Here is a 24,711-nt window from a genome sequence, read left to right as displayed (position 1 = left end):
GGATGTCCTGGACGACCCGGATCGATCGGGACCAGTGCCTGGGCTCGGGGATGTGCGCCGCTCTCGCCCCGGAGCTGTACCGGCTGGAGGGTGACCACGCCGAACCGGTACGGGAGGGGATCGGCGCGGACGAGCGCGCCCTCGACGCGGCCGACTCCTGTCCCGCGTCGGCCATCACCGTACGCGACGGGGGGCAGGTCATCGGACCCCGGCCGTAGCCGAGCCGGAGCCACCGGAGCCGTCCGGACCTCCGGGCCGAGGACCCCGCCGGGTCGTGCCGGCGGCCGGGTCCTGCCCGCCGCGTCCGGCCGCCGGTCCTGCCCGCGGCGGGGAATCGCCGCTCCGCGCGCGCATGGTGGGCCGATTCCGGGGCATCAGGACGCTGACCCGAGCTCGGACGGCTCACCCCCGACCGCCGCCGAGCACACCGGCCCCGCCCCTCACCCCCCGAGCGGCGGGGCCGTCTTCCTTCCGGCGCCGACGATGTGGCGTGGCCCTACGGTCCCCCGGGCGCCCGGTGCCGCCTTGTGCCGGCCGTCACGGGACCCCGGTGCGAGCAGCCGGACGTCAGTGGCGGCGGGGAGGACGGCCCGCCGCCGGGCGCCGAGGCGCTCGCCGGATCCGGTGTCCGCGTCGCCCCCGTCCCCGACTGCGGACACCACATCACGCTCGACAACCCCGAGGCGTTCGTACGAGCACCCGCCAAGGCCCCGGCGGTCACGGTCCCGCAGCCGGACCTCGCGGACTGACCGGTGCGGATGCCCCTCCCCTCCCCCGGTTCGGCGGCCGGGACCGATTGTCAGTGGTGGGTGAGACGGTAGGAGCATCCAGTCGGAAAGAGGGGGAGCTTCCATGTCGGGAACGCAGAACTACATCAATCACGTCGCCCTGGTGCTGGACGCCAGTTCGTCCATGTCGCACCTGAGCCGCAAGGTCGTCGAAGTCGCCGACCAGCAGATCGCGTACCTCGCCCGCCGGTCGGAGGAGCTCGACCAGGAGACCCGCGTGACGGTGTACGTCTTCGCGGACACGGTGGAGTGCGTCATCTACGACAAGGACGTGCTGCGGATGCCGTCACTCAAGCAGCTGTACCGGGCCGGTGGAATGACGGCTCTGCTGGCGGCCGCGCTGAAGTCGCAGCGTGAGCTGGCGCAGACGGCCCAGCTGTACGGCGATCACAGCTTCCTGACGTTCGTGCTCACCGACGGGCAGGAGAACGCGAGCCACCGCTGCCCGGACGCCCCTTCCAGGAAGCCGCGTGAACTGGTCCAGGCCGTGGCGGAGATGATCGCGACGCAGCAGGACAACTGGACGCTGGCCGTCCTGGTGCCGGACCAGATGGGCAAGCGCGAGGCGATGCAGTGCGGTTTCCCGAAGGACAACATCGCCATCTGGGACGCCACGAGCACGCAGGGCCTGCAGGAGGCCGGGCAGGTCATCCAGGAGGCCACCGAGAAGTTCATGGTGGGTCGCACGCAGGGCATCCGGGGTTCGCGGGCGGTGTTCTCGACGGGGGCGGACGCGATCAACAAGGACACCATCGAGGCGGCCGGCCTCACCCCGGTGGACCCGGCGGGCTACCAGCTGATCCCGGTGACGCGCGACGCGGCGATCCGGGAGTGGGTGGTCGAGTGCGGCCACACCTACCGCACCGGCGGCGCGTTCTACCAGCTGAGCAAGTCGGAGAAGATCCAGGCGGGGAAGCGGATCGCGGTACTGGAGAAGAAGACGGACCGGGTGTACTCGGGCCCCGAGGCCCGGGCCCTGCTCGGCCTGCCGGACGTCGAGGTCCGCGTCAAGCCGGATCACAACGACGACTTCACCATATTCGTGCAGAGCACCAGCGTGAACAGGAAGCTGGTGCCCAACACGAGGCTCCTGCTCATGGGCTGACGGTGTGCCCGACCGACGCGGCACGGGCGCGGCGGCCGCGCGTACACTGGCCGGCATGGCATGCCGCATCAGCGAGCTGATCATCGACGCCGCCGACCCCGACCGGCTCGCCGCGTTCTGGAGCGACGTCCTCGGCTATGTCGAGCTGGGCCGGGAGGACGACGGCAGCATCGAGATCGGGCCGCCCGACGCCGGCCCCGGCAGCCCGCGGCCCACCATCGTCCTCAGCCCCAGCAGCGCCCCGCGTACCGGGAAGCTCCGGTTGCACTTCGACGTCAACGCCACCGACCGGGACCAGGACGCCGAGCTGGAACGGTTGCTCGCACTGGGCGCCGAGCCGGCGGACGTCGGCCAGACCGGCGACGAGAGCTGGCACGTGCTGGCCGACCCCGAGGGCAACGAGTTCTGCCTCCTGCGCAGCCGCCTCCAGCCCCTCTGACGGGTCGACGCCCGGGGCTCCAAAGAGCGGCGCCCCGGGCACGGCTCCCGCTCCCGGGACGGGCGTGCCGCGGTCGGCGAAGAGGGTGGCAGCGGACCGTGCGCGAGGCGGCGGGGACCGGAACGGCCGGTCCGTGCCGCAGGGCCCGGACGGTTGACACCGCTGTGCGTCCCGCTCCGCAGGGCGGCCCGGACGCCCGGCCAGGACTTCGATGTGCTCCCGCCGGCCCGCGGCGGAGCGCGGCGGCGTCCTGTCGCCACGTCACGGCGGGGAAGGCCCCGCCATTCGCAGCGGGCGGGTGCGGGACGGCGGCACAGCCGGCTCCGTACGTTCCACGAGTACGACGACTTCGACACGTTCGGCGCCCGACTGCCGCGGACGATTCCGGCGTTTCGCGCGGCAGGGCCCGCTCGGCCAGTTCGACCGCACACTTTTTCGCCATCACGCGCCCATCGTGCGGGATGTCGCGCGCGGTCGGCCGATCGGTGGTCATGTCCGGCCGAAGTGATGCACCGCAGGGGCGTCCACGCCTTCGCCACTGGAACACTGGGCGCCGGGGGCGGTGGCGGCGAGGTCCGCCGGCGGTGAACGGGGGCAGGAAAGTCCGTATCGCATACGCCAGACGACAGGACGGTCGCCATGAGGAGCGGGAAGTCGGCACGATCGGCGGGGATTCCGGTGACGGTGGGGGTGGAGGAGGAGTACCTGCTGGTGGATCTGGTTTCCCGCGAAGTGAGCCCGGCGGCCGAGAAGGTGGTGGCGCACGCGGCGGTACGGCTCGGCGACCACGTCACCACCGAACTCACGCGGTACCAGGTCGAGATTCGCACCGATCCCCACACCAGCCTGGCCGGTCTGCGCGACGAGTTGCGCTCCGCCCGCGCCGCCGTCTCGGACGCCGCCGCCCAGCTGGGCCTGCGCGCCGTATCCAGCGGGGCCCCCGTGCTCGGCCTGCGCACACCGCCCCCCTTCACCCCCGGCCGACGCTATGCCCGGAGCGTCGCCACGTTCGGCGCCCTGGACGACGAGCAGAGCGCATGCGCCTGCCACGTCCACGTCGGCGTTCCCGACGAGGACACCGCCGTCCGGCTGAGCAACCACCTGCGGGTCTGGCTTCCCGCGCTGATCGCCCTGGCGGCCAACTCGCCCTACTGGGACGGGCGCGACACCGGGTACGCCAGTTGGCGCACCGTGACGTGGGGGCGCTGGCCCGCGGCCGGCCCGCCTCCGTACCTCACCTCCCGCGCCCATTTCCAGGACCTGGTCGACGGCCTCATCGCCTCGGGCACAGTCCTGGACCGCGGCGGCCTCTACTGGGACATCCGGCCGTCCCACCACGTACCCACCCTGGAGATCCGGGTCGCCGACGCCATGCCCACGGTCGAGGACACGGTTCTCCTCGCCGGGACCGTCAAGGCGCTCACCGCCTCCGCACTCGCCGCCATCCGCGGCGCCGAGCCCGCCCCGCGCCCTCGGCCGGAGATGTTGCGGGCCGCCTGCTGGCGCGCCGCTCGCGACGGTGTGACCGGTGACGCCATCGACCTGCGCACCGGCAGGCTCGAACCGGCCGCCGTGCTCGTCGACCGCCTCCGGAACGCCACCCGGGAGTTCCTCGGCGCCGGCGATCTCGGCCTCGTCCGTGACGCACACCTCCGGCTGCGTGCCCAGGGCAACGGCGCCGACCGCCAGAGGGCCGCCTACCGGCGGCGCCGTCGCCTCACCGACACGGTCGACCACCTCGTCCACGCCATGACCGCTCCCCACGCGTGAGGCGCGAGCCCCCGGCTCGGGGAGGTCACCTCGCCCGCACCTCGTAGGTCAGCTCGTAGCGGGCCCCGGCATCGTCGAAACGGGCCGTCCGGAAACCGTCACCGGCGAGCGACGTGACGAGTTGTACGCTGCCGATCACGTCCTCCACGCCGCCTTCCTGGTTGGGCCGCACCACCACGTCGACGGTCGCGGGGACCGTCAGGGGGCGCGTCACGTCCAGGGTCCACGTTTGGCCTTGCTCCATCTCACGCTGGGCGACCCGCTCGCCGTTCCACCGCAGGGTGACGACGTCGAGTTCCGGCACCCCGGGGATGTTGTGGTTCGAGCGCGGCGACTCGCAGAAGATCCAGCTGAGGACGCCGTCAGCGGGCGCGGGGTCGGGGGTGGGGCCGGGGCCGGGCGCGTCGTCGATCCGGCGGACCTTGTAAGTCAGCTCGTACCGCGCTCCGGCGTCGTCGAAGGTGGTCACGTGGAAGTCGGTGCCGGGAATGCCCGTGCCCAGGTCGGCCTCGCTCAGCCGGACGGTGCCGATCACGTCTTCGACGCCGCCGGCCTCATTGGGCCGGACCACCACCTCGACGGTCGCCGGGCCCGCCAGCGCCTGGGCGATCCCCAGGGACCAGGTCTGTCCCGTCTCCATCTCACGCTGGGCGATCTGCTCGCCGTTCCACCGCAGGGTGACGACGTCGAGTTCCGGCACCCCGGGGATGTTGTGGTTCGAGCGCGGCGACTGGCAGAAGATCGAGCTGAGGATTCCCTCGTACGACGGCATGGACGTGCCTCTCGGCTTCGACGGCGGGTCGTGACCACCGTCCGTCCTTCTCCCGCGCGCCGCCACCGCGTCTGCGCCATCCGGAGCCGTCGCGCGGTCGGCCCAGGTCCATCGGGTCGCCGGCGGCAGCCTTCTCGCCGGGCGCGACGAGTCGGTCCTGCTCGTGGGGGCCGCGGCCGGGCACGGCGCCGGGCTCGCCGCCTTCCCCCGGGGCCGGCGCACGCCGGCCGGGCGGCTTCTGGGTCGCCCCGCCCGTGACGCCCGGCCCGGAAGCGGCCGGGGTACCCGCGTGCCACTCGCGCCTCTGGCACGCTTGTACGGTGACAGCCGACGCGCGGCAGCCCGAGCGGACGCCCGACGGGCGGTACATCGTCGTCGGCGGGAGGCGCTGGCGGGCGACCGACCCGGACATCCCCGAGGACGCGGCGGCGAGGCTGCGCCGCCACCTGATGGCGGCGCGCCGGGCGGTCGGCACGGCCCGGCGCACCCGGGACGTGGCGGCCGAACGCGCCGCCCGGGCCAGGGTGCACACGGCGAAGGTCGCCCTGGGCGAGCGTGGCACCCCGTGGTGGGAGCAGGAGGACGCGGAGCGGCGCACCCGCTGGAGCGATGGGCTCGCGGCGCTCGACGACGGTACGGCCGACGCCTGACGCCCGGGGGCGGGCGGCGGGCGGCGGGCGGCGGGCGGCGGGCGGCGGGCGGCGGGCGGCGGAGGGTCGTCGACCGTACGCTGATCCGGTGCACAGTGTGGAGCTGCTGCCCGACGAGGCGACCGAGCGGGCCGTCCGCGACGTGTGGAACCGCCTGCGGCGGGCGGGGCTGCCCAGCCAGGCCACGCACCGGCACCCGACGAACCGTCCGCACCTCACCCTCGTCACCGCGGACGCCCTGGTACCCGAGGCCCGCGCACGGGTGGACGAGGCGTTGACGGCGGCCCTGCCGCTTCCGCTGGTCCTCCGGGGCAGCGTCCGGTTCACCGGGCGGGCGCACGTGCTCGCCTGGGCGGTCGCGCGCGACGACGCCCTGCTGCGCCTGCACGAGTCCGTATGGCGCGTGCTGCTGCACACGCCCGCGTGCGGCCGGCTCAACCCGCTCCACGAGCCGTCGCGCTGGAGCCCGCACATCACCCTGGGGCGGGGACGCGACACCGCCCCGGCCGTGCCGGACAGCGCGCTGTTCGACGCGCCGTCCGGCTTCCTCACGGGGTCGTGGGTCGCCGCCCGCACCTACGATTCGGCGACCCGCACGACCGCCCCTGTGGGACCGGTCCCATGAGAAGGGGTCGAGCCGGCCACCGCGCCCGGCGCCGGCCGGCGGCGGTGGTGTACGAAGTTGCCCATGCATGAGCAGAACCACGCCGCGACCGTCCGCGTCTTCATAGCCCTCGCCCCGCCCGACGACGCCAAGGGGGAATTGGCGCAGGCACTGCGGCCCGCCTACGCCGCCCATCCGCGCATGCGGTGGAACCGCATCGAGGACTGGCACATCACCCTGGCGTTCCTCGGGGAGCTGCCGAGAGCGGCCGTCTCGCTCCTCCGGCCGCCGCTCGCCGGGCTCGCCTCGCGACGCCCCCCGCTGAGCCTGCGCCTGTGCGGCAGCGGGCACTTCGACGAGCGCGTGCTGTGGAGCGGGATCGGCGGGGACCTCGACGGTCTGCGGCTGCTCGCCGGGGAGGTGCGCGCGCTGGTGAGGGAGCACGGCGTCACCTTCGCCGAGCGGCCGCTGAACCCCCATCTGACGCTCGCCCGTTCCCGCCGTGACGACGACGCGAGCGTGGTACGGGCCGCCGAGGGGCTCGCCGGTTTCACCGGCCGTACCTGGCGGGCCGAACGGCTGCATCTGGTGGGCAGCAACTACGGCCGCGGCCCCGGGCCGATCCACTACCGCGACATCGAGTCCTGGCCCTTCGCCGGCGCGTGACGGCCCGGCCCTGCTCCAGGAGCAGGCGTGGGGCCGGCTCGCGGGCGTGCCGCGCGCGGATCGGGGACCTTCGGAAGGCGACGCCGCCTTGTCGAAGCGCTTCGACTCCTCTGTCTGGACAGCCCCCCGCCGGTCGGATTACTGTGCGGCGAAACCCCGCTGTCGAAGCGCTTCTCAACCTGGAGATCCCGATGGTCACCCTTGCCGACGTGGCGCAGCATGCCGGAGTCTCCGCCAGCACGGTCAGCTACGTCCTCAGTGGCAAGAGGACCATCTCCGAGGTCACCAAGCAACGGGTCGAGCACAGCATCAGGGAACTCGGCTACCTTCCCAACGCCGGGGCCCGGGCCCTCGCCAGCAGCAGGTCCAACATCATCGCGCTGATGATGCCGTTGCGCACGGACATGTACGTACCGGTGATGATGGAGATCGCCATCGCGGTCGCCACCAACGCCCGGGAGCACGGGTTCGACGTCCTGATGCTCACCGGCGAGGAGGGGCCCTCGGCGGTGCGGCGGGTGGTCGGGAGCGGTCTCGCCGATGCCGTCATCCTGATGGACGTGGAGCTGGACGACGCGCGGCTGCCCCTGTTGCGGGAGAGCGGCCGGCCGGCGGTGCTGATCGGGTTGCCGGCCCAGACCACCGGGTTCACCTGTGTCGACCTGGACTTCGCCGGAGCCGGTTCCCTGTGCGCGGAGCACCTGGCGGGGCTGGGGCACCGCGAGATCGCCATGATCGGCGAGGCGCCGGCGGTGTACGAGCGCAAGACCGGGTTCGCCGAGCGGACCGTGGACGGACTGCGTTCCCGCGCGAGGGAGTTGGGCGTGCGCGTACTGCACCGCCCGTGCGAGGGCACCTACGCGGCGATGGCGAGCGCCCTGGGACAGATCTTCACCGAGCGCCCCGGCGTCACGGGGTTCGTCGTCCAGAACGAACAGGCCGTGGAGCCGCTGCTCAGCCTGTTGCGCCAGGACAGGCGTGCGGTACCCGAGGACATCTCGGTGGTCGCCGTCTGCCCGGAACAGGTGGCGCTCCAGGGATCGGTGCGGCTCACCTCCGTCACCATCCCGGCGCGCGAGATGGCGCGGCGGGCCGTCGACCACCTCATCGCCAAGATCGAGGGGAAGGCCGACGACGAGGTGGTCCTGCTTCAGCCGGAGCTCGTCACCCGGGCGAGCAGCGGACCCGCGCCGGTCTGAGAACCGGGCGGAGCGGTGGCCGTCCCGGTCGGGGCGGGTGTCACCCGCCCCGGCGGACGGTGAGGACCCGCCGCTCGTCGGCCACCAGCGTCAGGCGGTGATGGTCGTCCCCCGCGACCACGTCGATCGTGCGGCCGGCCGACGGCCTCAGTACCGCGGTGGCGTGCCGCTCGGACCAGCTGAGGTCGAGCCGGGCCCCGAAGCGCGTACGCACGCCCCGCAGGGTGCCTTCGGTGCAGCCGCCGGGCACGGAGGGCAGCAGGACCAGCCGGTCGGGGGTCGACTGCACCAGGCACTCGATCACCACGGCGGGGAGGGTGTGCGCGGCGTCCGCGTTGTAGACGTCCCGGCCGGGGTAGTGGGCGCTCATCAGGGAGTCGTGGAAGAAGTCGCCCCGCAGCACCCGGTCCAGTGCCCTGCCCGCGCGGCGTCCGTCGCGCAGCCGGGCGGCGACCAGGGCGGTGTGGAGGTGGCCGTGCGCCGAGTCGTTCTCGCTGCCGCGCAGGTCGAGGGCGCGGTGCGCGGCGGCTGCCAGGGCAGGTGTGTCGTAGGGGTTGATGTCGTCCAGCGGCCACACCGGGTACAGGTGGCTGAGGTGCCGGTGGTCGTAGGTGTCGCGCAGCCCGGGCCGGGCCCATTCGGCGAGGGCCCCGTCGTCGTTGACACGGTAGGCGGGGAGCCGGGTGGCGAGGGCGCGCCAGTGGGGGGCGCGCGGGTGGTCGGGGTGGAACGCGGCGGCTGTGGTCAGGGCGTGCCGGGCGGCGGCGATGTCCATGGTGGCGTCGATGGTGACCCAGCCGGCGTTGCCGGGCCGGTTCTCGGGCGAGTAGGAGGGGACGAGCGTGACGGGGCCGTCCGGGTGGGTGACGACGAGGAAGTCCTCGTAGAACGAGGCCACTTCGGCGAGGGCGGACAGCAGCCAGGGTTCGGGCGGCCGGCCGCTGGTGAGGACCTCGTCCACGAGGGGGTGCAGGAGCCAGTCGGCGCCCGCGGTCCACAGGTGCAGCGGATAGGCGCGTTCGAAGTGACGGGTGTGCCCGCTCTCCCCGTCGGTGTGGGACGGTGCGACGATCCCGCGCGTGCCGAAGATCTCGCGGGCGTTGTCCCGCCAGTCGGCCAGCTGGCCGCGGACCAGCTCCGCGTGGGCGCGGGACACTTCGGGAAGCGCCCCGGCCGCGGCGGAGGACACCTGGAGGTTGAGGTTGGCGTTGGTGGTGAAGGCGCCGGACCAGGCGGTGTCCCAGTCGCCCGTCCACAGGCCGGTGAGGCGGGGTGGCAGCATGCCGCTGGACGACAGCAGGTGGTAGCGGCCCGCCGCGAAGAGCCGTTCGGTGAGGGCGGGGCTGTCCGGGCGCCGGAGCAGCGCGCTGCCCGGCAGCTCCCTGTCCGCCGGGTCGGCGGCCAGGGTGAGTTCGGCACGCAGGTAGGCGTCGCGGTGGACGGGCCGGTGCCGGGCGAGAAGCCGCGCGTACAGCACGGCGGTGCTGTCCCGCAGCCCGGGGGCGAGCGACGGGTCGGCCCGGCCGGGGTTGTCCGGCCGGCCGGAGGCTTCGGGCCGGGTCACGTCTGGCTTGTCCGGCCGGCCCCAGCCGCCGGGGCGGACCGGCTCGTCGGGGTCGTGCGGCCGGCCGGGGCGGGGCGGCTCGTCGGCGTCACGCGGCCGGCCGGGGCGGGCGAGGAGGGCGCGGAGCGCGGTGGCCTGGTCCGCCGCCGGGGTCGCCGGGGCGGGGTGCCGTTCCACTCGGGTCAGCAGCAGGATCGCGGAGGCGCCGGTCACCCGCACACCGCCGCCGGTGGCCTCCGTACGACCGCCGGTGACGGTCACCAGGGTCGTCCCCGTGAAGGCGGTCCGGCCGTTCGCGTAGTCGGTGCGCAGGCTCAGCACGGCGGTGGCGGTGCCCCCCGGGTCCTCCTCCAGCGCGGCCGACCGGGAGAGGCGCAGGCCGTCGGGCAGTCCGGCCAGCCGTTCGTCGAGACGGATGCCGGCGCTCAGACCACCGGGCGGCGCGGCCATCCGGTGGACGATCACGTCGTCGGCGCGGGAGACGAAGAGGTCACCGCGCCAGTCGCCGTCCTCCGCGCTCACCACCCCGGTGGTGAAGTCCACCTGCCTGCGGTAGCCCCGGCCGGTCCCGGACGGCCCGGACCGGCGGATCCGGACCTGGAACGCCGGGTGGAAGGGCTGCACCCACAGGTGGGGGTGGTCCGCGCCGAATTCCTCCCCGGCCGTGGTGTCGCCGGCCAGCAGCGCGGCCCGCAGGGCGGGGAGTCCGGCGGCGAGGGCCGGGGGTCCGGCGGCTTCGCTGCCGTTGGGGCGGACCAGGGTGTGGTGGTTGACGACGACCCGCTCGTCGGCCGGGTCGCCGAACACCATGGCACCGTGCCGGCCGTTGCCGCTGAGGAAGGCGTCCTCCCACCGGCCGGCCGGGCGCGGCTCCCACGTTCCGTGCCTCATGCCAGGACCGCCACGCCGTGGCGTTCCAGGTGGACCGGACCGTCGACCAGGCCGCCGGTGAGCAGTTCGTGGTGCCGGCCGGGCACCGTGACGGTGAGCGGCCCGTCGGCGTGGTTGAGCAGGAAGAGCAGGTCCCCGCGGCGTACCGCCTCCAGTCCGGGCGGCGGGTTCTCCAGCACGGGCCGTACGCCCGCTTCGTCCGCGGCCCGCGCGAGGAGCTCGCGCAGGGCGGCCGGTTCGGGGAGGGTGGAGACGTACCAGGCCCGGCCGTTGCGCAGGACGGCGGGCATACCGGTGAGTTCGCCGCCGCGGTAGGTGGCGACGGTCCGGGCGGTGGAGGTCTCCAGTTCCTCGGCCCACAGGGTCGCGCGGAAGGGGCGGGGGCCGTCGCACGTCAGCCCCTCCCCCGCCGGCAGCGGCCACCACTCGTGGACGACGCGGATGCCGAACAGGTCCCGCAGGCGTTCGTCCATGCCGCCGGGGCGGATGCGGTCGTCCTCGTCCGCCGCGCCGGTGAGGAAGCCGGAGACGAGCGTGCCTCCGCCGTGTACGTAGGCGACGAGGTTGTCGACGGCGGTGTCGCCCAGCAGGTACAGGTGCGGGACGACGACCACGCGGTAGCGGGCCAGGTCGTGCTCGGGGTGGGCGAAGTCGGTGGTGACGCCCGCCTCCCACAGGGCCCGGTGCCAGGCGCGTACGACGGTGGGGTAGTGCACGTCGGCGGAGGGCCGGCCCTCCTGTTCGTCGGCCCACCAGGAGTTCCAGTCGTGGAGAAGCGCCACGTCGGAGGTGACGGTCGTGCCCGCGACGCGCGGGCCCAGCCGGGCCAGGTCGGCGCCGATCCGAGTGATCTCCCGGTAGGTGCGGCCGTGTTCGCCGGCGTGCGAGAGCATGGCCGAGTGGAACTTCTCCGCGCCCTGCCGTGACTGCCGCCACTGGAAGTGGCAGACGGCGTCCGCCCCGCGGGCCACGGCCTGGAGGGACCAGAGGCGGCCGAGACCGCGCGGCTTGGGGACGTTGACCCTGCGGAAGTTCACCGCGCCGGCCGCCTGTTCCATCACCATCCAGGGCCCGCGCGCCTGGGACCGCGTCATGTCCTGGATCATCGCTCCGTACTGGGCCGCGTGCGGGTCGGCGGGGTCGGGGTAGACGTCGACGGAGACGACGTCCTCCTGCGCGGCCCAGGTCCAGGCGTCCTGGCCGATCCAGAAGGGCATGAAGTTGGTGGTGACCGGCAGTCGGCGGGCGCCCGCGGTGACGATGTCGCGTTCGGCGGTGTAGCACTCCAGAAGGGCGTCGGAGGTGAAGCGCCGGAAGTCGAGCGTGCAGGCGGGGTTGCGCAGGTACTGGGCCTTGCGCGGGGGGATGACCTCCTCCCAGGTGTCGTAGCGCTGGCTCCAGAAGGCGGTGCCCCAGGCTTCGTTGAGCGCGTCGACCGTCGTGTACCTGTCGCGCAGCCAGCGGCGGAAGTGCCGTGCCGTGCCGTCGCACCAGCAGAAGGTGCAGTACTCGTTGTTGACGTGCCACATCAGGAGGGCCGGATGGTCGCCGTAGCGGGCGGCGAGGTCGCGGGTGATCGCCGCCGCGTACCTCCGGTAGACGGGCGAGCTGGGACAGAAGTGCTGGCGTGATCCGTACCAGACGACCGAACCGTCCTCCGCGCGCGGCAGGGTCTCGGGATGCAGGGAGCCCATCCAGGCCGGTGGCGAGGCGGTGGGGGTCGCGAGGACGACCCCGATGCCGTGTCGGTGCATCAGGTCCATGATCCTGTCCAGCCAGCCGAAGTCCCGCTCCCCGGGGCGGGGTTCGATCCTCGCCCAGGAGAACACCCCGACGGTCACGGACGTGACCCCCGCCCGCTTCATCAGCCGTACGTCGTCGGCCCAGGTCTCCTCGGGCCACTGCTCGGGGTTGTAGTCGCCGCCGAACAGGACGCGGGGGCCGGTGGCGTCGTGGAGGGAGGGCATGCGGGGACTCGCTTCGTCACGGAGGGAGCGCGCGCGGGGAGGTACGCGCGGGAACGGGTGCGGGCGGGGTCGCGGGAGGACGCGTGCGGGCTCAGGCGGGGTCGGCGTACTGGATGCCCCGGCCGTTGGTGCCGAGGTAGACGCGACCGTGCAGGCGCGGGTCGCCGGTGATCGTCTCGCCGATCCAGCCCCACTGATGGGCGTCGTCGTTGACCCGGATCCAGGTGGCGCCCTCGTCGTCCGAGCGCAGCACGGCGGTGGTCGGCCCGGTGGCGCCGACCTGGAAGACCGCCGGGTAGTCCGCGCCCGGGGCGGCCTTGCCGAAACCCAGGGTGTACGAGGCCCAGCAGCTGCCGGACTTGGTGAAGGAGCCACCGCCGTCGGTGGACCGGTACAGGCCGTTCCACTTGGCGGAGAGCCAGAGGTGGCCGGTCCTGCCGGGCGCTGCGGCGAGTCGGAACTGGGTGTCCCCCGAGGGCAGTTCCGTGGCGGCGGGGGCGAAGGTCAGCCCGGCGTCGGTGGACCTCAGGACCGTGCCGGTCGCCGTGTCGTAGGCGTAGAAGCACCGGGGATCGACGGGGTCGGCGACCGGCGTGGCGCCCCGGGGGAAGGTGGGGACCTCCGTCCAGGTGGCGCCGTTGTCCGTGGAGCGGTGGGTGGCGTGCGTGGAACCGTCCCAGTGGACGAACGACCAGAGCAGGACCCGGCCGTCGGCACTGGTCGCGATCGGGCCGGGCGCGGTGCTCGCGATGGCCGGCTGGCCGGCGAAGGGCCGCCAGGTCCTGCCCCCGTCACCGGACCAGGCACCGTTGCCGCCTCCCGAGGCCCAGCCGGTGCGTACGACGTACGAGGGCTTTCCGGCCGCCATGGCCAGTCCGGTGGCGGAGCCGAAGACCGGGTCGGTCGCCATGCCCCGGGAGGGCGAGGCGGTGAGGGAGTCGTGGTACATGACCCCGATGTCGCCCAGGCCGCTGATCAGGTGCGCGGTGCCGGCGGGAGGGGAGATCAGCTGCCGCACGGCGCTCTCCTCCAGCCCCCGGATCTCCGGCGCCCAGTGGACAAGGTCGCGTGTGCCGTAGAGGGTGGCGCCGGTGCCGTAGACGATGTGGTGGGAGTCGAAGGGGTCGATGGCCGCGGTCTGCATCCACCAGCCGAACTTGGGCCGCTGCTCTCCCCAGCGGAGGTAGGGCGTCGCGGAGACGTCCAGGACGGCGCGGTCCTTCAGGGACGTCCAGGTGCGCCCGCCGTCGGTGGAGCGGAAGACGGTGTCGACGGCGGCCCAGCGGTTGTTGGTCGTCACCACCAGGGTGCCCGGGCGGCGGGCGTCGACGGCGAGCCCGCCGTAGCCGAAGGTGTCGCGCGACCCGTCGGGCGCGGTGGCGCCGGGGCGGACGGGCGTGATGTCGGTCCAGGCCCCGGTGGCGGTGTTCAGCGCGTGGACACCGCCGTCGCTCTGGCCGTTGGGTCCCGGGGCGTCGGCGTAGCAGACGTACAGCACGCGGGTCGCGGCGTCGTAGGCGGCCCGGACGGGAACGCGCGCCGAGGAGCCCTCCGGCTGTCCGGGCACGGGCTCCCAGCCGGTGCCGGACCCGCCGCGGTACAGCGCGGGGCCGCCGTCGGCCCAGCCGGCGTACAGGGTCCGCCCGGCGGCGACGAGGAGGGTGACCCCCTGGCCGGCCGGCGACGGCTCGGGGGCGAAGTCGGCCCGTGCCCAGGTGGCGCCGCGGTCGGTGGACCGCCACAGGCCGTCGTGCCGGGTGCCGAGCCAGAGGGTGTCGCTGTCGCGGGGGTCGACGAGCAGGCGCTCGCCGGTGCCGCGGCCGTCCTCGTTGGCCCCGAGTCTGACCGGCAGGTCGGTGCGCTTCCAGGTGGCACCCCGGTCCTCCGAGCGCAGCACCGCCCCGTTGCCCGACCAGCTCTGGGTGTACGTGCCCAGGGCCAGGTAGAGGCGGTCGGGGTGGTGGGGGTCCGTGGCCATGGCCTCCACCCCGAGCAGGTTCCAGTCGTCCCAGCCGAGGTGGTCGGTGAGGGGCGTCCAGGCGCGCGTGCGGCTGTCCCAGCGGTAGGCGCCGCCGATGTCGGTGCGGGCGTAGGCCAGTCCCTTGACCTTGGGGTGGAACAGGACGCCGGTGATGAAGCCGGTGCCCCCGATGACGGCGGTGCGCCAGCGATGCCGTTGGGCGGCGCCGTCCGGCGTCGAGGAGGGGTGGGCGGGCGCGGGGGCGGAGCCCCGGACGGGGGCGGGGCCGGGGGCGGCGGTGGCGCTGCCCGCGGAGAGCGCCGGGAGGGCGGTGAGACCGGTGAGGGCGCCGGCGGTGAGGACGGCGCGCCTTCCTGGCTGGTTCGGGGGCGTGGGCATGTCGGAAGCCTTCCTTCGTGGAGGTCCTTCGGCGGCGGCGCGGGGCCGGTGGCCGCCGTGCCCACCCGGTGTCAGGTACGGGTGGACACGGCGGCGGTCCGGGGCGCCGCGGCGGCACGTCGGCGTGACGGGCCACGGGCGGCGGGCGGGACGGGGGCGGGGGCGGTGGAGGGGTGTGGGGGCCGGCCGCCGCGCAGGTGGCGGCGGGAGCCGGCCCGGGGGTCAGCCCTTGACCGCCCCCGTGAGCATGCCCTTCTTGAAGTGCCGCTGGACGAACGGCGACAGCACGGCCACCGGCAGCAGGGCGAGCACCATGACGGCCATCTGGATCGACAGGGGCGACAGGTGGCCGGTGTTGATGGCCTGCGCGAGTCCGGTGGGACGTTCCTGCTTGAGGACCAGCTGCATCATCACGTTCTGCAGCGGCATCATGTCCTGGTCGCTCAGGTAGATCGACGCGTTGAACCAGGCGCTCCAGTAGCCGACGGCGTAGAAGAGCGCGATCACCGCCAGCACCGCGCGGGACAGCGGCATGACGATCTTCCACAGGATGCGGAGGTCACCGGCGCCGTCGATCCGGGCGCTGTCGATGAGCTCGGGAGCCACGCTCATGAAGAACGAGCGCAGGACGAGGATGTTGAAGACGTTCACCGCGCTGGGCAGGATCAGCGACAGGTAGGTGTCCGTCAGGCCGAGACCCTGCACCAGCAGGTAGGTCGGGATGAGGCCCGCGCCGAAGAACATGGTGGCGAGCAGGACGATCAGCAGCGGCCGGTGCAGCAGCGATCCGCTGCGGGAGAGCCCGTACGCGCACAGGACGGACACCGTCATGCTGAACAGCGTCCCGACGGTCGTGATCCCCAGACTCACCAGCGCCGCCCGGGTGACCTGCCCCCCGCCGAGCAGTTCCTCGTAGGCGACGAACGTGATTCCCCGGGGGACGACGACGAGACCTCCGGCGGCCGTGATGGTCTTGACCGACGACAGGCTGGTGACGACCACGATCCACAGGGGGAACAGGACCGCCGCGCACGCCAGCGCGAGCACCGTGCCCTTGGCCGCGAGGCCCGTACGGCTCGGCTCCTCCTCCCACACCGGGCGCAGCCGGCCGCGGGTCCCCCCGGGGCGGCTGGTGCCCCACACGGCGCTCATCGCTTGTACACCCCCTGCTCGCCCATCAGGTGGGCGACTTTGTTGGCCGCCAGCACGAGGCAGAGGCCGAAGATTCCCTTGACGATTCCCACGGCCGCCGCGTAGCTGAAGTCGCCGAACTGGATGCCGACGTTCCAGACGTACGTGTCGAGGACCTCGGCGGCGGTGGAGCCGACGGCAGTCCGCTGGAGGAGGATCTGTTCGAAGCCGACGGTCAGCGCGTTGCCCACCTGGAGGACGAGCAGCAGGGCGACCACGGGGCGCAGCGCCGGCAGCGTCACGTGCCACATCCGCCGCCACCGACCGGCGCCGTCCATGGCCGCCGCCTCGTACAGGTCGGGGCTGACCGCCGACAGCGCGGCGAGGAAGACGATGACGCCCCAGCCCGCGTCCTTCCAGACCATCTCGAAGGTGACGAGGAACTTGAACAGGCCGGGGTTCGTCATCAGGTCGATGCCCTCGTGGCCGTGTTCGCGCAGGGTCTGCGCCAGCATGCCGGCTCCGCCGAACATCTGCTGGAAGACGGTCACGACCAGGACCCAGGAGAAGAAGTGCGGCAGGTACAGCACCGCCTGCGCCACGGCGCGCACCCGGGGCCGGACGAAGCTGTTGATGAGGAGCGCGAGCAGGATCGGTACGGGGAAGAACAGCGTGAGCTGGACGAGGAAGATCGCCAGCGTGTTCCGCAGCGCCTGCCAGAAGAGCCGGTCCTCCACCATGCGGCCGAAGTGCTCGATCCCCACCCAGGGGCTTTGGGCGACGGCCTGCCAGGCGTTGTCGCCCAGGTAGGGATCGTAGTCCTGGAAGGCGACGACATTGCCCAGCAGCGGTACGTAGTTGAAGACCAGGACCAGGAGGACCGCGGGCAGCGTCATCAGGATCAGCGTGCGGTCGCGGCGCAGCCTGATCCTCCAGCCGGAGCCCGCGGCCGCCGTGGAACGGGCGTCCCTCCGCCCCGCGGGACCGGGGGCCGGACGCGCGCCGGGGGCCGGATGCGCGCCGGGCGGGGCCACGGCCCTGGAGCGGTCGGCCGCTGCCGGTGCGCCGTCGCGGAGGTCGCGGCCGTCGCCGGCGGCAGCGGTGGCAGCGGTGGCGCTTTCGGCCTCCGCCGCCGTCCCGGTGCCGGCGACGCTCGCGCCCTCGGCCCCCGCCGCCGCGCCCTCGCTCCCCGCCGCGCCCTCGGTCGCCACCGCCGCGCCCTCGCCGCCCGCCGTACCGCCGGCCGCCGTACCGCCGGCCGGCGTGGCGCTGTCGTCGGCGGCCGGCTCGTGCCCCGCCACCCTGCTCTGCGACACGTTCTCTCTCCTCGCTCCCCTCGACCGGTCGGTCAGGACGCCTGACCGCCGGTCTCGTCGAGCAGCTTCCGGTACCAGTCGCGGAGCCGGTCACCGCCGCGCGAGCGCCAGTCGGACACGGCCTGCTGCACGTCGCCGACCTTCTTGCGGCCCCGCACGACGTCCTTCTCCAGGTCCTCGAACTGGCTGCTGAGCTCGGCCCAGCGGTTCGGCTCCTGGACCTGCATGCCGTAGAACAGCGGCCTGGTGACGAACGCGCCCATGCGCTGCTGCCAGCGGACAATCCCCTCGGCCACGTCGGGGTGGTTGGGGTAGGCGAAGAACTGCTGGGGACTGGCGACGTACTCGTACGTGGCGAAGACCTCGTTGTTGCCGGTCTCGGTCTTGGTGATCGTGCCGTCCTCGACGGTGTGGTGGATCCCCTCGACGCCGTACGCCTTGAGCCGCTGTTCCTTGGTGCCGTAGGGGGCTGCGGTGAAGTTGGCGATCGCCAGGACCTCACGGACCGTCTCCTCGCCGGCGTTCTTGTTGACGAAGGCCCAGATGTTGGAGGGCGACCCGGCGTAGAGGCGGGGCTTGCCGCCGTCGTGGTGGAAGTAGTCCATCGCGGCCATGGAGAAACCGGGCGTGTCACCCCGCTGGACGACGGTCTTGCCGTACCAGTCGGAGATGTCCGCGTTGTACATCCACACCCGGCCGGAGGTGAAGAGGTTGCCGATGTCCCCGCTCTCCGCTCTCGCGTCCGGGTGCACGAGGCCGGCGGAGTACAGGGAGCGGGACCACTCGAGGGCTTCGAGGTACTCGTCGGTCTCGACGCGGTGGACCAGCTTGTCGTCGACGAGCCGCCAGCAGGTGGGCTTCTCGTCGAGGACGCCGAAGATCCTGTACGCGGCCCAGGTCATGTCGCCGCAGCCCCACACCCTGTTCTTGGCGGAGGTGATCTCCTTGGCCAGGTCGAAGAACTCCTGGGCGGTGGTGGGCGGCTGGTAGCCCTTGGCCTTGAACAGGTCCGACCGGTAGAAGGGCGCGATGTTGGGGATGTCGCTGGCCGGCATGGGAAGGCCGCGGAGCTTGCCGCCGAAGACCGCCCGCTGCCAGGCGCCGGTGGGGATGGCCGCCAGGTTCGGGTACTGCTTGACCTTGTCACCCGAGAGGTACGGGCCGAGGTCGGCGAACTTGTTGCTGATGGCGCTGGGTATCTTGCCGCCCAGTTCCCAGGCGGGGATGACGACGACGTCCGGCAGGGAGCTGGAGGCGAGGACGGCTCCGAGCTTCTGCCCATAGGTGTTGCCGTCCTGGTTCTGCCAGTTCACCTTCACGCCGATGGCCTCGTCCATCGCCGTCCAGTACGGGTTGCCGGCCTTGGGCGAGGTGCCCCAGAGCGGCGCCATGATCGTGACGGTGCCGCCCTTGCCGAGTTTCGCGGGTACGGAGACGGCGAGCCGCGAGGCCGGCGGGGCGGTGGTGAAGCCGAGGCCGGAGCCGTTCTTGCTCGGCAGGTCCGGCTTCACGACGTCGGAGGCGACGAACGCCGGGAGGATGCCCTGGAGTTTCTTCCCGGTGGTGGCACCCTCGGCGCGGTCGTCGCCGGACGAACCGCTGCACGCGCCGAGCAGCGGCGCGCCGCCGGTGACGGCGAGGGCGGCGACCGCGGTGGAACCGAGGAACGCTCTCCGGCTCGGATCCTTGCTGACGGGCATGGGTTGCCCCTTTCTTCATGCGGTCAGCCAAGGGCGTGCGGGAGCGGCCGTACGCATGCGGGTCGGCGGGTGTGGCGAGGTGTGGGACACACGAAGCGGCAAGCGAGGTTTCGACCTTTCGTCGAAGCGCTTCGATGTTGCAGCGAGGTTAAGTGACGACGGCAGGCCGTTCAAGGGTCACGCCGGAAAATCTTCACCTTCGCTTCCCTTGCCGCGCTTGGCGACGCGTCGGCCGCAGACAGGAAACGCCCGTCCGGCGCCCGGCCTGTCTTGACACCCCCGTAGGACCGCCCCCAGCATCGAAGCGCTTCGAACCTGCGTGGAAGCTCGTGACGCTCACCCTTGGGGACCTTGTGACCGACATATCGCCGCCTTTCCGCGACGCAACGCTCTCCCTCGACGAGCGGGTGGACGACCTGCTCTCGCGGCTCACCCGTGAGGAGCGGATCGGGATGCTCCACCAGTTCGCGCCCGCCGTCGAGCGCTTGGGCGTGGGCGCGTTCCGCACCGGCCAGGAGGCCCTGCACGGCGTCGCGTGGATGGGCCCCGCCACGGTCTTCCCGCAGGCGGTGGGGCTGGGCGCCACATGGAACGAGGCCCTGGTACGGCGGGTGGGAGAGGCCGTGGGCGAGGAGATCCGCGCCATGCGGGCCGCCGACCCGCGCGTCGGCCTCAACGTCTGGGCACCCACCGTCAACCTCCTGCGCCACCCGCTGTGGGGCCGCAACGAGGAGGGGTATGCCGAGGACCCGCACCTGACCTCCGCCATCGCCGTCGCCTACACGCGTGGCCTGCGCGGCGACCACCCCGTCTACTGGCGCACCGCGCCGGTGCTGAAGCACTGGCTGGCCCACAACAACGAGACCGACCGGGACACCTGCTCCTCCTCGGTCCGCCCGCGCGTCCTGCACGAATACGACCTGCGGGCCTTCCGCCCCGCCGTGGAGGCGGGCGCGGTCGCCGGGGTGATGCCCTCCTACAACCTCGTCAACGGACGGCCGAACCACCTCTCGCCCCTGCTGCGCACCCAGCTGCGGACCTGGACGGACCAGTCCCTGGTGGTGTGCTCGGACGCCGGCGCGCCCTCCAACCTGGTGGACTCCGAGCACTACTTCGACACGCACGAGGAGGCCACCGCCGCCGCCCTGCGCGCCGGAGTGGACAGCTTCACCGACCACGGCCAGGACTCCTCCCCGATCGTCGACCGCGTGCGCGGAGCACTCGACAAGGGGCTGGTCGACGAGGAGACGGTCGACGGCGCCGTACGCCGGATCCTGCGGATGCGGTTCGCCCTCGGCGAGTTCGACCCCGGGCTGGACCCGTACGCCGGTGCCCGGGCGTTCGACACCCCCGAGCACCGGGCGCTGGCGCGGGAGGCCGCGGAACAGGCGGTCGTGCTGCTCCGGAACGACGGCCTGCTGCCGCTGGCCGGGGGCACGCGGATCGCGGTGGCCGGCCTGCTCGCCGACGAGTGCAAGCTCGACTGGTACAGCGGGACGCTGCTCCACCGCTCCACGCCCCTGGACGGGCTGCGCGAGCGCTTCGGCCCGGAGAACGTCTCGTACGCCGAGGGCGTCGACCGCGTGCGGCTGCGGACGGCGGCCGGCTGGGTGCGGGTACCGTCCTCGTCCGGCAGCGCCGCGGTGCGGGGGGCCGAGGGAGCCCTCGACCCGGCGCTGCTCGGCGGGCGCACCGACCTGCCGCCGCTGACCGCCGGCGGCGACCCCACGGAGTTCGCCATGGCGGACTGGGGCGAGGGGCTGATCACCTTCCGCGCCCCCGACGGCATGTACCTGTCGGTCGCCGAGGACGGGTTCGTGCGCGCGTCGGCGGACCAGCCCGGGGGGTGGGTGGTGCGGGAGACGTTCCGGCTGGAGGAACACGGTTCAGGCCACCTCCTGGCGCACGTGGGTACCGGCCGCTATCTCTCGGTGGCCGCCGAGGGCCTGAAGGTTGCCGAGGAGGGCGACGTCTTCGAGGTCGTCGTCACCGGCCGCGGCGCTGACGAGGTGGCGGACGCCGCCGCGGCCGCCGACGTGGTCGTCGTCGTGGCCGGCAACGACCCCCACATCAACGGCCGCGAGACGGAGGACCGCACCACGCTGCGCCTGCCGGAGCACCAGGAGCGGTTGTGGCGTGCGGCCCGCGCCGCGAACCCCCGTACCGTGCTCGTGCTGGTCTCGTCGTACCCGTACGCCGTGACCGACGCGGACGCCGCCCTGCCCGCCCTGCTGTGGACCGCCCACGGAGGCCAGGCGGCCGGAACCGCGCTCGCCCGAGTGCTGGCCGGCGACGTCTCGCCGGCGGGGCGGCTGCCGCAGACCTGGTACGCCTCCGACGCCGACCTGCCGGACCTGCTGGACTACGACGTCATCGGCAGCCGCCAGACGTATCTGTACGACGACGGCACCCCGCTCTACCCGTTCGGGCACGGTCTGTCCTACGCGGCCTTCACCTACGCGGGCCTGTCGGCCGTCCGCGCGGCCGGCACCGTCCGCGTGTCCTTCACCGTCGCCAACGGCGGCGCGGTGGAGGCGGACGAGGTCGCGCAGGTCTACGTCCGGGCCGCGACGTCCGGCGTGCCCCGTCCCCTGCGCCAGCTCGTCGCCCACCGCCGGGTGCGGCTGGCACCCGGGGCGGAGCTGCGGCTGGAGTTCGAGGTGCCGGTCGCCGACCTCGGTTTCTGGGATGTCGCCCGGGGACGGTGGACGGTGGCCACGGGGCGGTACACGTTCCTCGTGGGGGCCTCCAGCGCGGACGTCCGGCTGACGGCCGGCCTCCTGGTCGACGGTGAGGAGCCCGCTGCGCGCGACGTGCGACGGGACGGCCTGGAGGCCGCGGACTACGACGAGCAGCACGGCACCGTGATCGTGGACCGCGCCAAGGAGTCCGGCGACGCGGTGGCGGTCGCCGGCGACGGCCCCGGGGAACTGGTCTTCCGTCGCTGCGACTTCGGCGCCGCGGGTGGGGTGACCGCGTCGCCCGAGATGTCGGCGACCGGTCCGGCCTCGGTCGAGCTGCGGCTGTCCGACGGGACGCTGCTGGCGTCGTACGCCCCCGCCACCGGCGGCCCGTACGACTACGTCACCGCCGACGCCGCCGTCCCGCTCTCCGGGGTCCACGACCTGCACGTGCGGCTGCGCGGCCCGGTGCGTCTGGCACGGATCTCCTTCGGCGGCTGAGGGCCGAGGGCCGGGAAGGCGGGGACCCCGAGGCCCGGCACCGGGAACGTCCGGTGCCGGGCCTCGGCGTCCCCGCCCGCAGCGCGGGGTGCCGGGCGCCCGCGTCGTCCGTCAGCGCAGGGTCACCACCACCTCGCCCGCGCCCTCCTCGACGGCCCCGTCGGCGATCTCGACGCGGTAGGGCCGGTCCGTCCCCTCGGCCCGCACGCGCAGGCGGTCGCCGTCCCGGGTCACGTGGAAGACGGCCGCCGTCCGGCCCGTGCCGTCCGGCACGCCGACCGTGCGCGTGAGTGCCGCGTCCCCGGGGGCCGGGTGGACGCGCAGGGTCAGCCCGTCGAGCCAGTCGGCGTCCGGCCGCCGGTCGTCCGCGCCGAGCGGCAGCACCGCTCCGGGCCGCACCAGCAACGGCAGGCTGTCGAAGCCGTGCCGCTCGTGCCGCCACACCGGGCCGGTCACGGTCTCGCCGGTCAGCAGGTGCGTCCAGGTCCCCCGTGGCACGTAGTACTCCACCTCGCCGTCCGCGGTGAACACCGGGGCGACCAGCAGGTCGGGTCCGAGCATGTACTGCCGGTCCAGCGTGCGGCAGGCCGGGTCCTCGGGGAACTCCAGGAGCATGGGCCGCATGACGGGCACCCCCGTGCGGTGCGCCACGGCGGCGGCCCCGTACAGGTACGGCATGAGCCGGTGCTTGAGCAGGGTGAACCGGCGCGTGACGTCGACGGCCTCCTCGCCGAACTCCCACGGCACCCGGTAGGAGACGTTGCCGTGCAGCCGGCTGTGCGAGGAGAGCAGGCCGAAGGCGAGCCACCGCTTGAACACGTCCGGGTCGGGCGTGCCCTCGAAGCCGCCGATGTCGTGGCTCCAGAACCCGAAGCCGCTCAGCGAGAGCGAGAGCCCGCCGCGCAGCGACTCGGCCATGGCCTCGAAGGAGGCGAAGCAGTCACCGCCCCAGTGGACGGGGAACTGCTGGCCCCCGGCGGTGGCGGAGCGGGCGAAGAGCACCGCCTCGCCGGCTCCGCGCTCCTTCTCCAGGAGGTCGAACACGGTCCGGTTGTACAGCTGGGTGTAGTAGTTGTGCATCCGCTCCGGGTCGGAGCCGTCGTGCCAGACGACGTCGGTGGGCACGCGCTCGCCGAAGTCGGTCTTGAAGCAGTCGACGCCCTGGTCGAGCAGGGGCCGCAGCCGGTCCTGGAACCACTTGCGGGCCTCCGGGTTGGTGAAGTCCACCAGGGCCATGCCCGGCTGCCACAGGTCCCACTGCCAGATGTCGCCGTTCGTGCGCCGGACCAGGTAGCCACGGGCCGCGCCCTCGGCGAACAGCACCGACTTCTGGGCGATGTACGGGTTGATCCAGACGCTGATCCTCAGCCCGCGCTCCTTGAGCCGGGTCAGCATGCCCGCCGGGTCGGGGAACGCCCCGGGGTCCCACTGGAAGTCCGACCACTGGTACTCGCGCATCCAGAAGCAGTCGAAGTGGAACACCGAGAGCGGGATGTCGCGTTCGGCCATGCCGTCCACGAAGGACGTGACGGTCTCCTCGTCGTACACGGTGCAGAAGGAGGTCGTCAGCCACAGTCCGAAGGACCAGGCCGGCGGGAGCGCGGGGCGCCCGGTGAGGGCGGTGTACCGGGTGATCACGTCCTTGGGGGAGGGCCCCGCGATCACGTAGTACTCGAGGGTCTGGTCCTCGACGCTGAACTGGACCTGGCCGACGGACTCCGTGCCGACCTCGAAGGACACCTTGCCGGGGTGGTTGACGAAGACCCCGTAGCCGCGTGAGGAGAGGTAGAACGGGACGTTCTTGTACGCCTGTTCACTGCTGGTGCCGCCGTCGGCCTGCCAGATGTCCACCGTCTGGCCGTTCTTGACGAAGGGGGTGAAGCGCTCGCCGAGGCCGTAGACCTGCTCGCCGACGCCGAGGGTGAGCTGGGCGGCCATGTGGTGGGCTCCGTCGGGGGTGGTGACGAAAGAGGTGCCCTTGCGTTCGGCGGCGGTCAGCCGGCGCCCGTCACCTCCCCGGAACTCCAGCCCCCAGGGCCGTGCGGTGTCCAGACGCAGGGTGAGCGGTCCGCTGGACAGTTGGACGACGTCGCCGTCACGGCGCGTACGGGCCGGGGCGGTCCCGGCGTCCGCGCCCGGCAGGTCGAAGTCGGGGCCGGGGTGGACCTTGCCCGCGTGGTGCGTGAACCGTACGCCGATGACCCCTTCCGCGGGCGAGAACGCCTCGACGGTGATCAGGGCCGTGTTGAGGGTGGCCCCGCGGTGCCGCACGCGGGTGACGGCCGCGTAGGCGGTGATGCGGTCCTCGCTCACGTGGAGGTCGCGCACTTCGGTGGCGTACGAGGCGTGGACGCCGTCGCGCATGAGCCAGAAGCCGTCGGTGAACTTCATCGGACTCCCGTGTTCCTTGAGGTGGGGGCGGTACGTGGGCCGGGCGCCGCGAGGGTGGGGGCGGCCTCCATGGCCGGGTGCCGCCCGTCCGGGAGCCCGGAGAGGTGGACGCGGTTGTCCGGCCCTCCGGTCAGCAGGCGTCCGCTCGTCACGCCGACCGCTCCGAGGACGCCGCGGAGCCGGCGCGCGGCCCGCTCACAGGCGGTGTCGTGACGCC

18 protein-coding genes are annotated in these 24,711 nt (G+C 73.3%); 10 read left to right on the top strand and 8 right to left on the bottom strand.

Going from position 1 to position 24,711, the window contains the following annotated elements; all coding sequences use genetic code 11:
• Positions 1-2: 2 nt before the first annotated feature.
• The 5 genes from IE109_RS21045 to IE109_RS21025 all read left to right on the top strand — a co-directional run bounded on the left by IE109_RS21045 (position 3) and on the right by IE109_RS21025 (position 4,102).
• Positions 3-218 (top strand): ferredoxin, encoded by a 216-nt coding sequence (locus IE109_RS21045; RefSeq protein WP_229891353.1) that lies wholly within the window; start codon positions 3-5, stop codon positions 216-218.
• Positions 219-527: 309 nt separating this feature from the next.
• Entirely contained in the window at positions 528-749 is a 222-nt protein-coding gene (locus tag IE109_RS21040) for a hypothetical protein (RefSeq protein ID WP_189552510.1), read from the top strand.
• A 103-nt stretch (positions 750-852) separates the two neighbouring features.
• Positions 853-1,893 carry a vWA domain-containing protein gene (locus IE109_RS21035; RefSeq protein WP_189552508.1) on the top strand — a complete coding sequence of 347 codons (1,041 nt, stop codon included), beginning with the start codon at positions 853-855 and terminating at the stop codon, positions 1,891-1,893.
• Between the two features lie 55 nt (positions 1,894-1,948).
• On the top strand, positions 1,949-2,332 hold the full coding sequence (locus IE109_RS21030) for a VOC family protein (protein WP_189552507.1): 384 nt from the start codon (positions 1,949-1,951) through the stop codon (positions 2,330-2,332).
• A gap of 639 nt (positions 2,333-2,971) precedes the next feature.
• Positions 2,972-4,102, top strand: coding sequence for a carboxylate-amine ligase (locus tag IE109_RS21025; protein WP_189552506.1), 1,131 nt, complete (start codon positions 2,972-2,974; stop codon positions 4,100-4,102).
• A gap of 25 nt (positions 4,103-4,127) precedes the next feature.
• Here the strand turns inward: IE109_RS21025 and IE109_RS21020 are convergent, their stop codons facing one another.
• The gene (locus IE109_RS21020; protein WP_189552504.1) at positions 4,128-4,874 is read right to left on the bottom strand and encodes a hypothetical protein; all 747 of its coding nucleotides are present in this window, start codon (positions 4,872-4,874) and stop codon (positions 4,128-4,130) included.
• 320 nt (positions 4,875-5,194) lie between these two features.
• Between IE109_RS21020 and IE109_RS21015 the strand changes: the two genes are divergently transcribed.
• From IE109_RS21015 to IE109_RS21000, 4 genes are all read left to right on the top strand, one after another.
• On the top strand, positions 5,195-5,524 hold the full coding sequence (locus tag IE109_RS21015; protein ID WP_189552503.1) for a hypothetical protein: 330 nt from the start codon (positions 5,195-5,197) through the stop codon (positions 5,522-5,524).
• A gap of 88 nt (positions 5,525-5,612) precedes the next feature.
• The gene (locus tag IE109_RS21010; RefSeq protein WP_189552502.1) at positions 5,613-6,149 is read left to right on the top strand and encodes a 2'-5' RNA ligase family protein; all 537 of its coding nucleotides are present in this window, start codon (positions 5,613-5,615) and stop codon (positions 6,147-6,149) included.
• A 63-nt stretch (positions 6,150-6,212) separates the two neighbouring features.
• Positions 6,213-6,794 (top strand): RNA 2',3'-cyclic phosphodiesterase, encoded by a 582-nt coding sequence (thpR, locus tag IE109_RS21005; protein WP_189552500.1) that lies wholly within the window; start codon positions 6,213-6,215, stop codon positions 6,792-6,794.
• A gap of 191 nt (positions 6,795-6,985) precedes the next feature.
• A complete protein-coding gene (locus IE109_RS21000; RefSeq protein WP_189552499.1) occupies positions 6,986-7,993 on the top strand; it encodes a LacI family DNA-binding transcriptional regulator in 1,008 nt (335 codons plus the stop codon).
• 40 nt (positions 7,994-8,033) lie between these two features.
• Here the strand turns inward: IE109_RS21000 and IE109_RS33250 are convergent, their stop codons facing one another.
• From IE109_RS33250 to IE109_RS20965, 6 genes are all read right to left on the bottom strand, one after another.
• Entirely contained in the window at positions 8,034-10,448 is a 2,415-nt protein-coding gene (locus IE109_RS33250) for a glycosyl hydrolase family 95 catalytic domain-containing protein (RefSeq protein ID WP_229891351.1), read from the bottom strand.
• Complete coding sequence (locus IE109_RS20985) at positions 10,445-12,415, bottom strand: beta-galactosidase (protein WP_189552498.1); 1,971 nt, start codon at positions 12,413-12,415, stop codon at positions 10,445-10,447. The genes IE109_RS33250 and IE109_RS20985 overlap by 4 nt, the downstream gene beginning before the upstream one ends.
• Positions 12,416-12,506: 91 nt before the next feature.
• Entirely contained in the window at positions 12,507-14,774 is a 2,268-nt protein-coding gene (locus tag IE109_RS20980) for a 1,4-beta-glucanase (protein ID WP_189552497.1), read from the bottom strand.
• Between the two features lie 222 nt (positions 14,775-14,996).
• Positions 14,997-15,926: a carbohydrate ABC transporter permease gene (locus IE109_RS20975; protein WP_189552495.1), complete on the bottom strand. Its 930-nt coding sequence runs from the start codon at positions 15,924-15,926 to the stop codon at positions 14,997-14,999.
• Positions 15,923-16,939, bottom strand: coding sequence for an ABC transporter permease (locus tag IE109_RS20970; protein WP_189552687.1), 1,017 nt, complete (start codon positions 16,937-16,939; stop codon positions 15,923-15,925). The genes IE109_RS20975 and IE109_RS20970 overlap by 4 nt, the downstream gene beginning before the upstream one ends.
• A 314-nt stretch (positions 16,940-17,253) precedes the next feature.
• Positions 17,254-18,921: an extracellular solute-binding protein gene (locus IE109_RS20965; protein ID WP_189552494.1), complete on the bottom strand. Its 1,668-nt coding sequence runs from the start codon at positions 18,919-18,921 to the stop codon at positions 17,254-17,256.
• Positions 18,922-19,274: 353 nt separating this feature from the next.
• Here IE109_RS20965 and IE109_RS20960 point away from each other — a divergent pair, with 353 nt between their 5' ends.
• Positions 19,275-22,103, top strand: a complete 2,829-nt coding sequence (locus IE109_RS20960) for a glycoside hydrolase family 3 C-terminal domain-containing protein (RefSeq protein ID WP_229891348.1) — start codon at positions 19,275-19,277, stop codon at positions 22,101-22,103.
• Positions 22,104-22,214: 111 nt separating this feature from the next.
• On the opposite strand, the gene yicI is transcribed toward IE109_RS20960, so the two are convergent.
• Positions 22,215-24,494, bottom strand: coding sequence for an alpha-xylosidase (gene yicI / locus IE109_RS20955; protein ID WP_189552493.1), 2,280 nt, complete (start codon positions 24,492-24,494; stop codon positions 22,215-22,217).
• Between the last annotated feature and the right edge of the window lie 217 nt (positions 24,495-24,711).

The sequence above is a fragment of the Streptomyces lavendofoliae genome (genome assembly GCF_014649735.1).
GTDB classification, from domain to species: Bacteria; Actinomycetota; Actinomycetes; order Streptomycetales; family Streptomycetaceae; genus Streptomyces; species Streptomyces lavendofoliae.
This window is presented reverse-complemented; position numbering and strand designations above follow the sequence as displayed.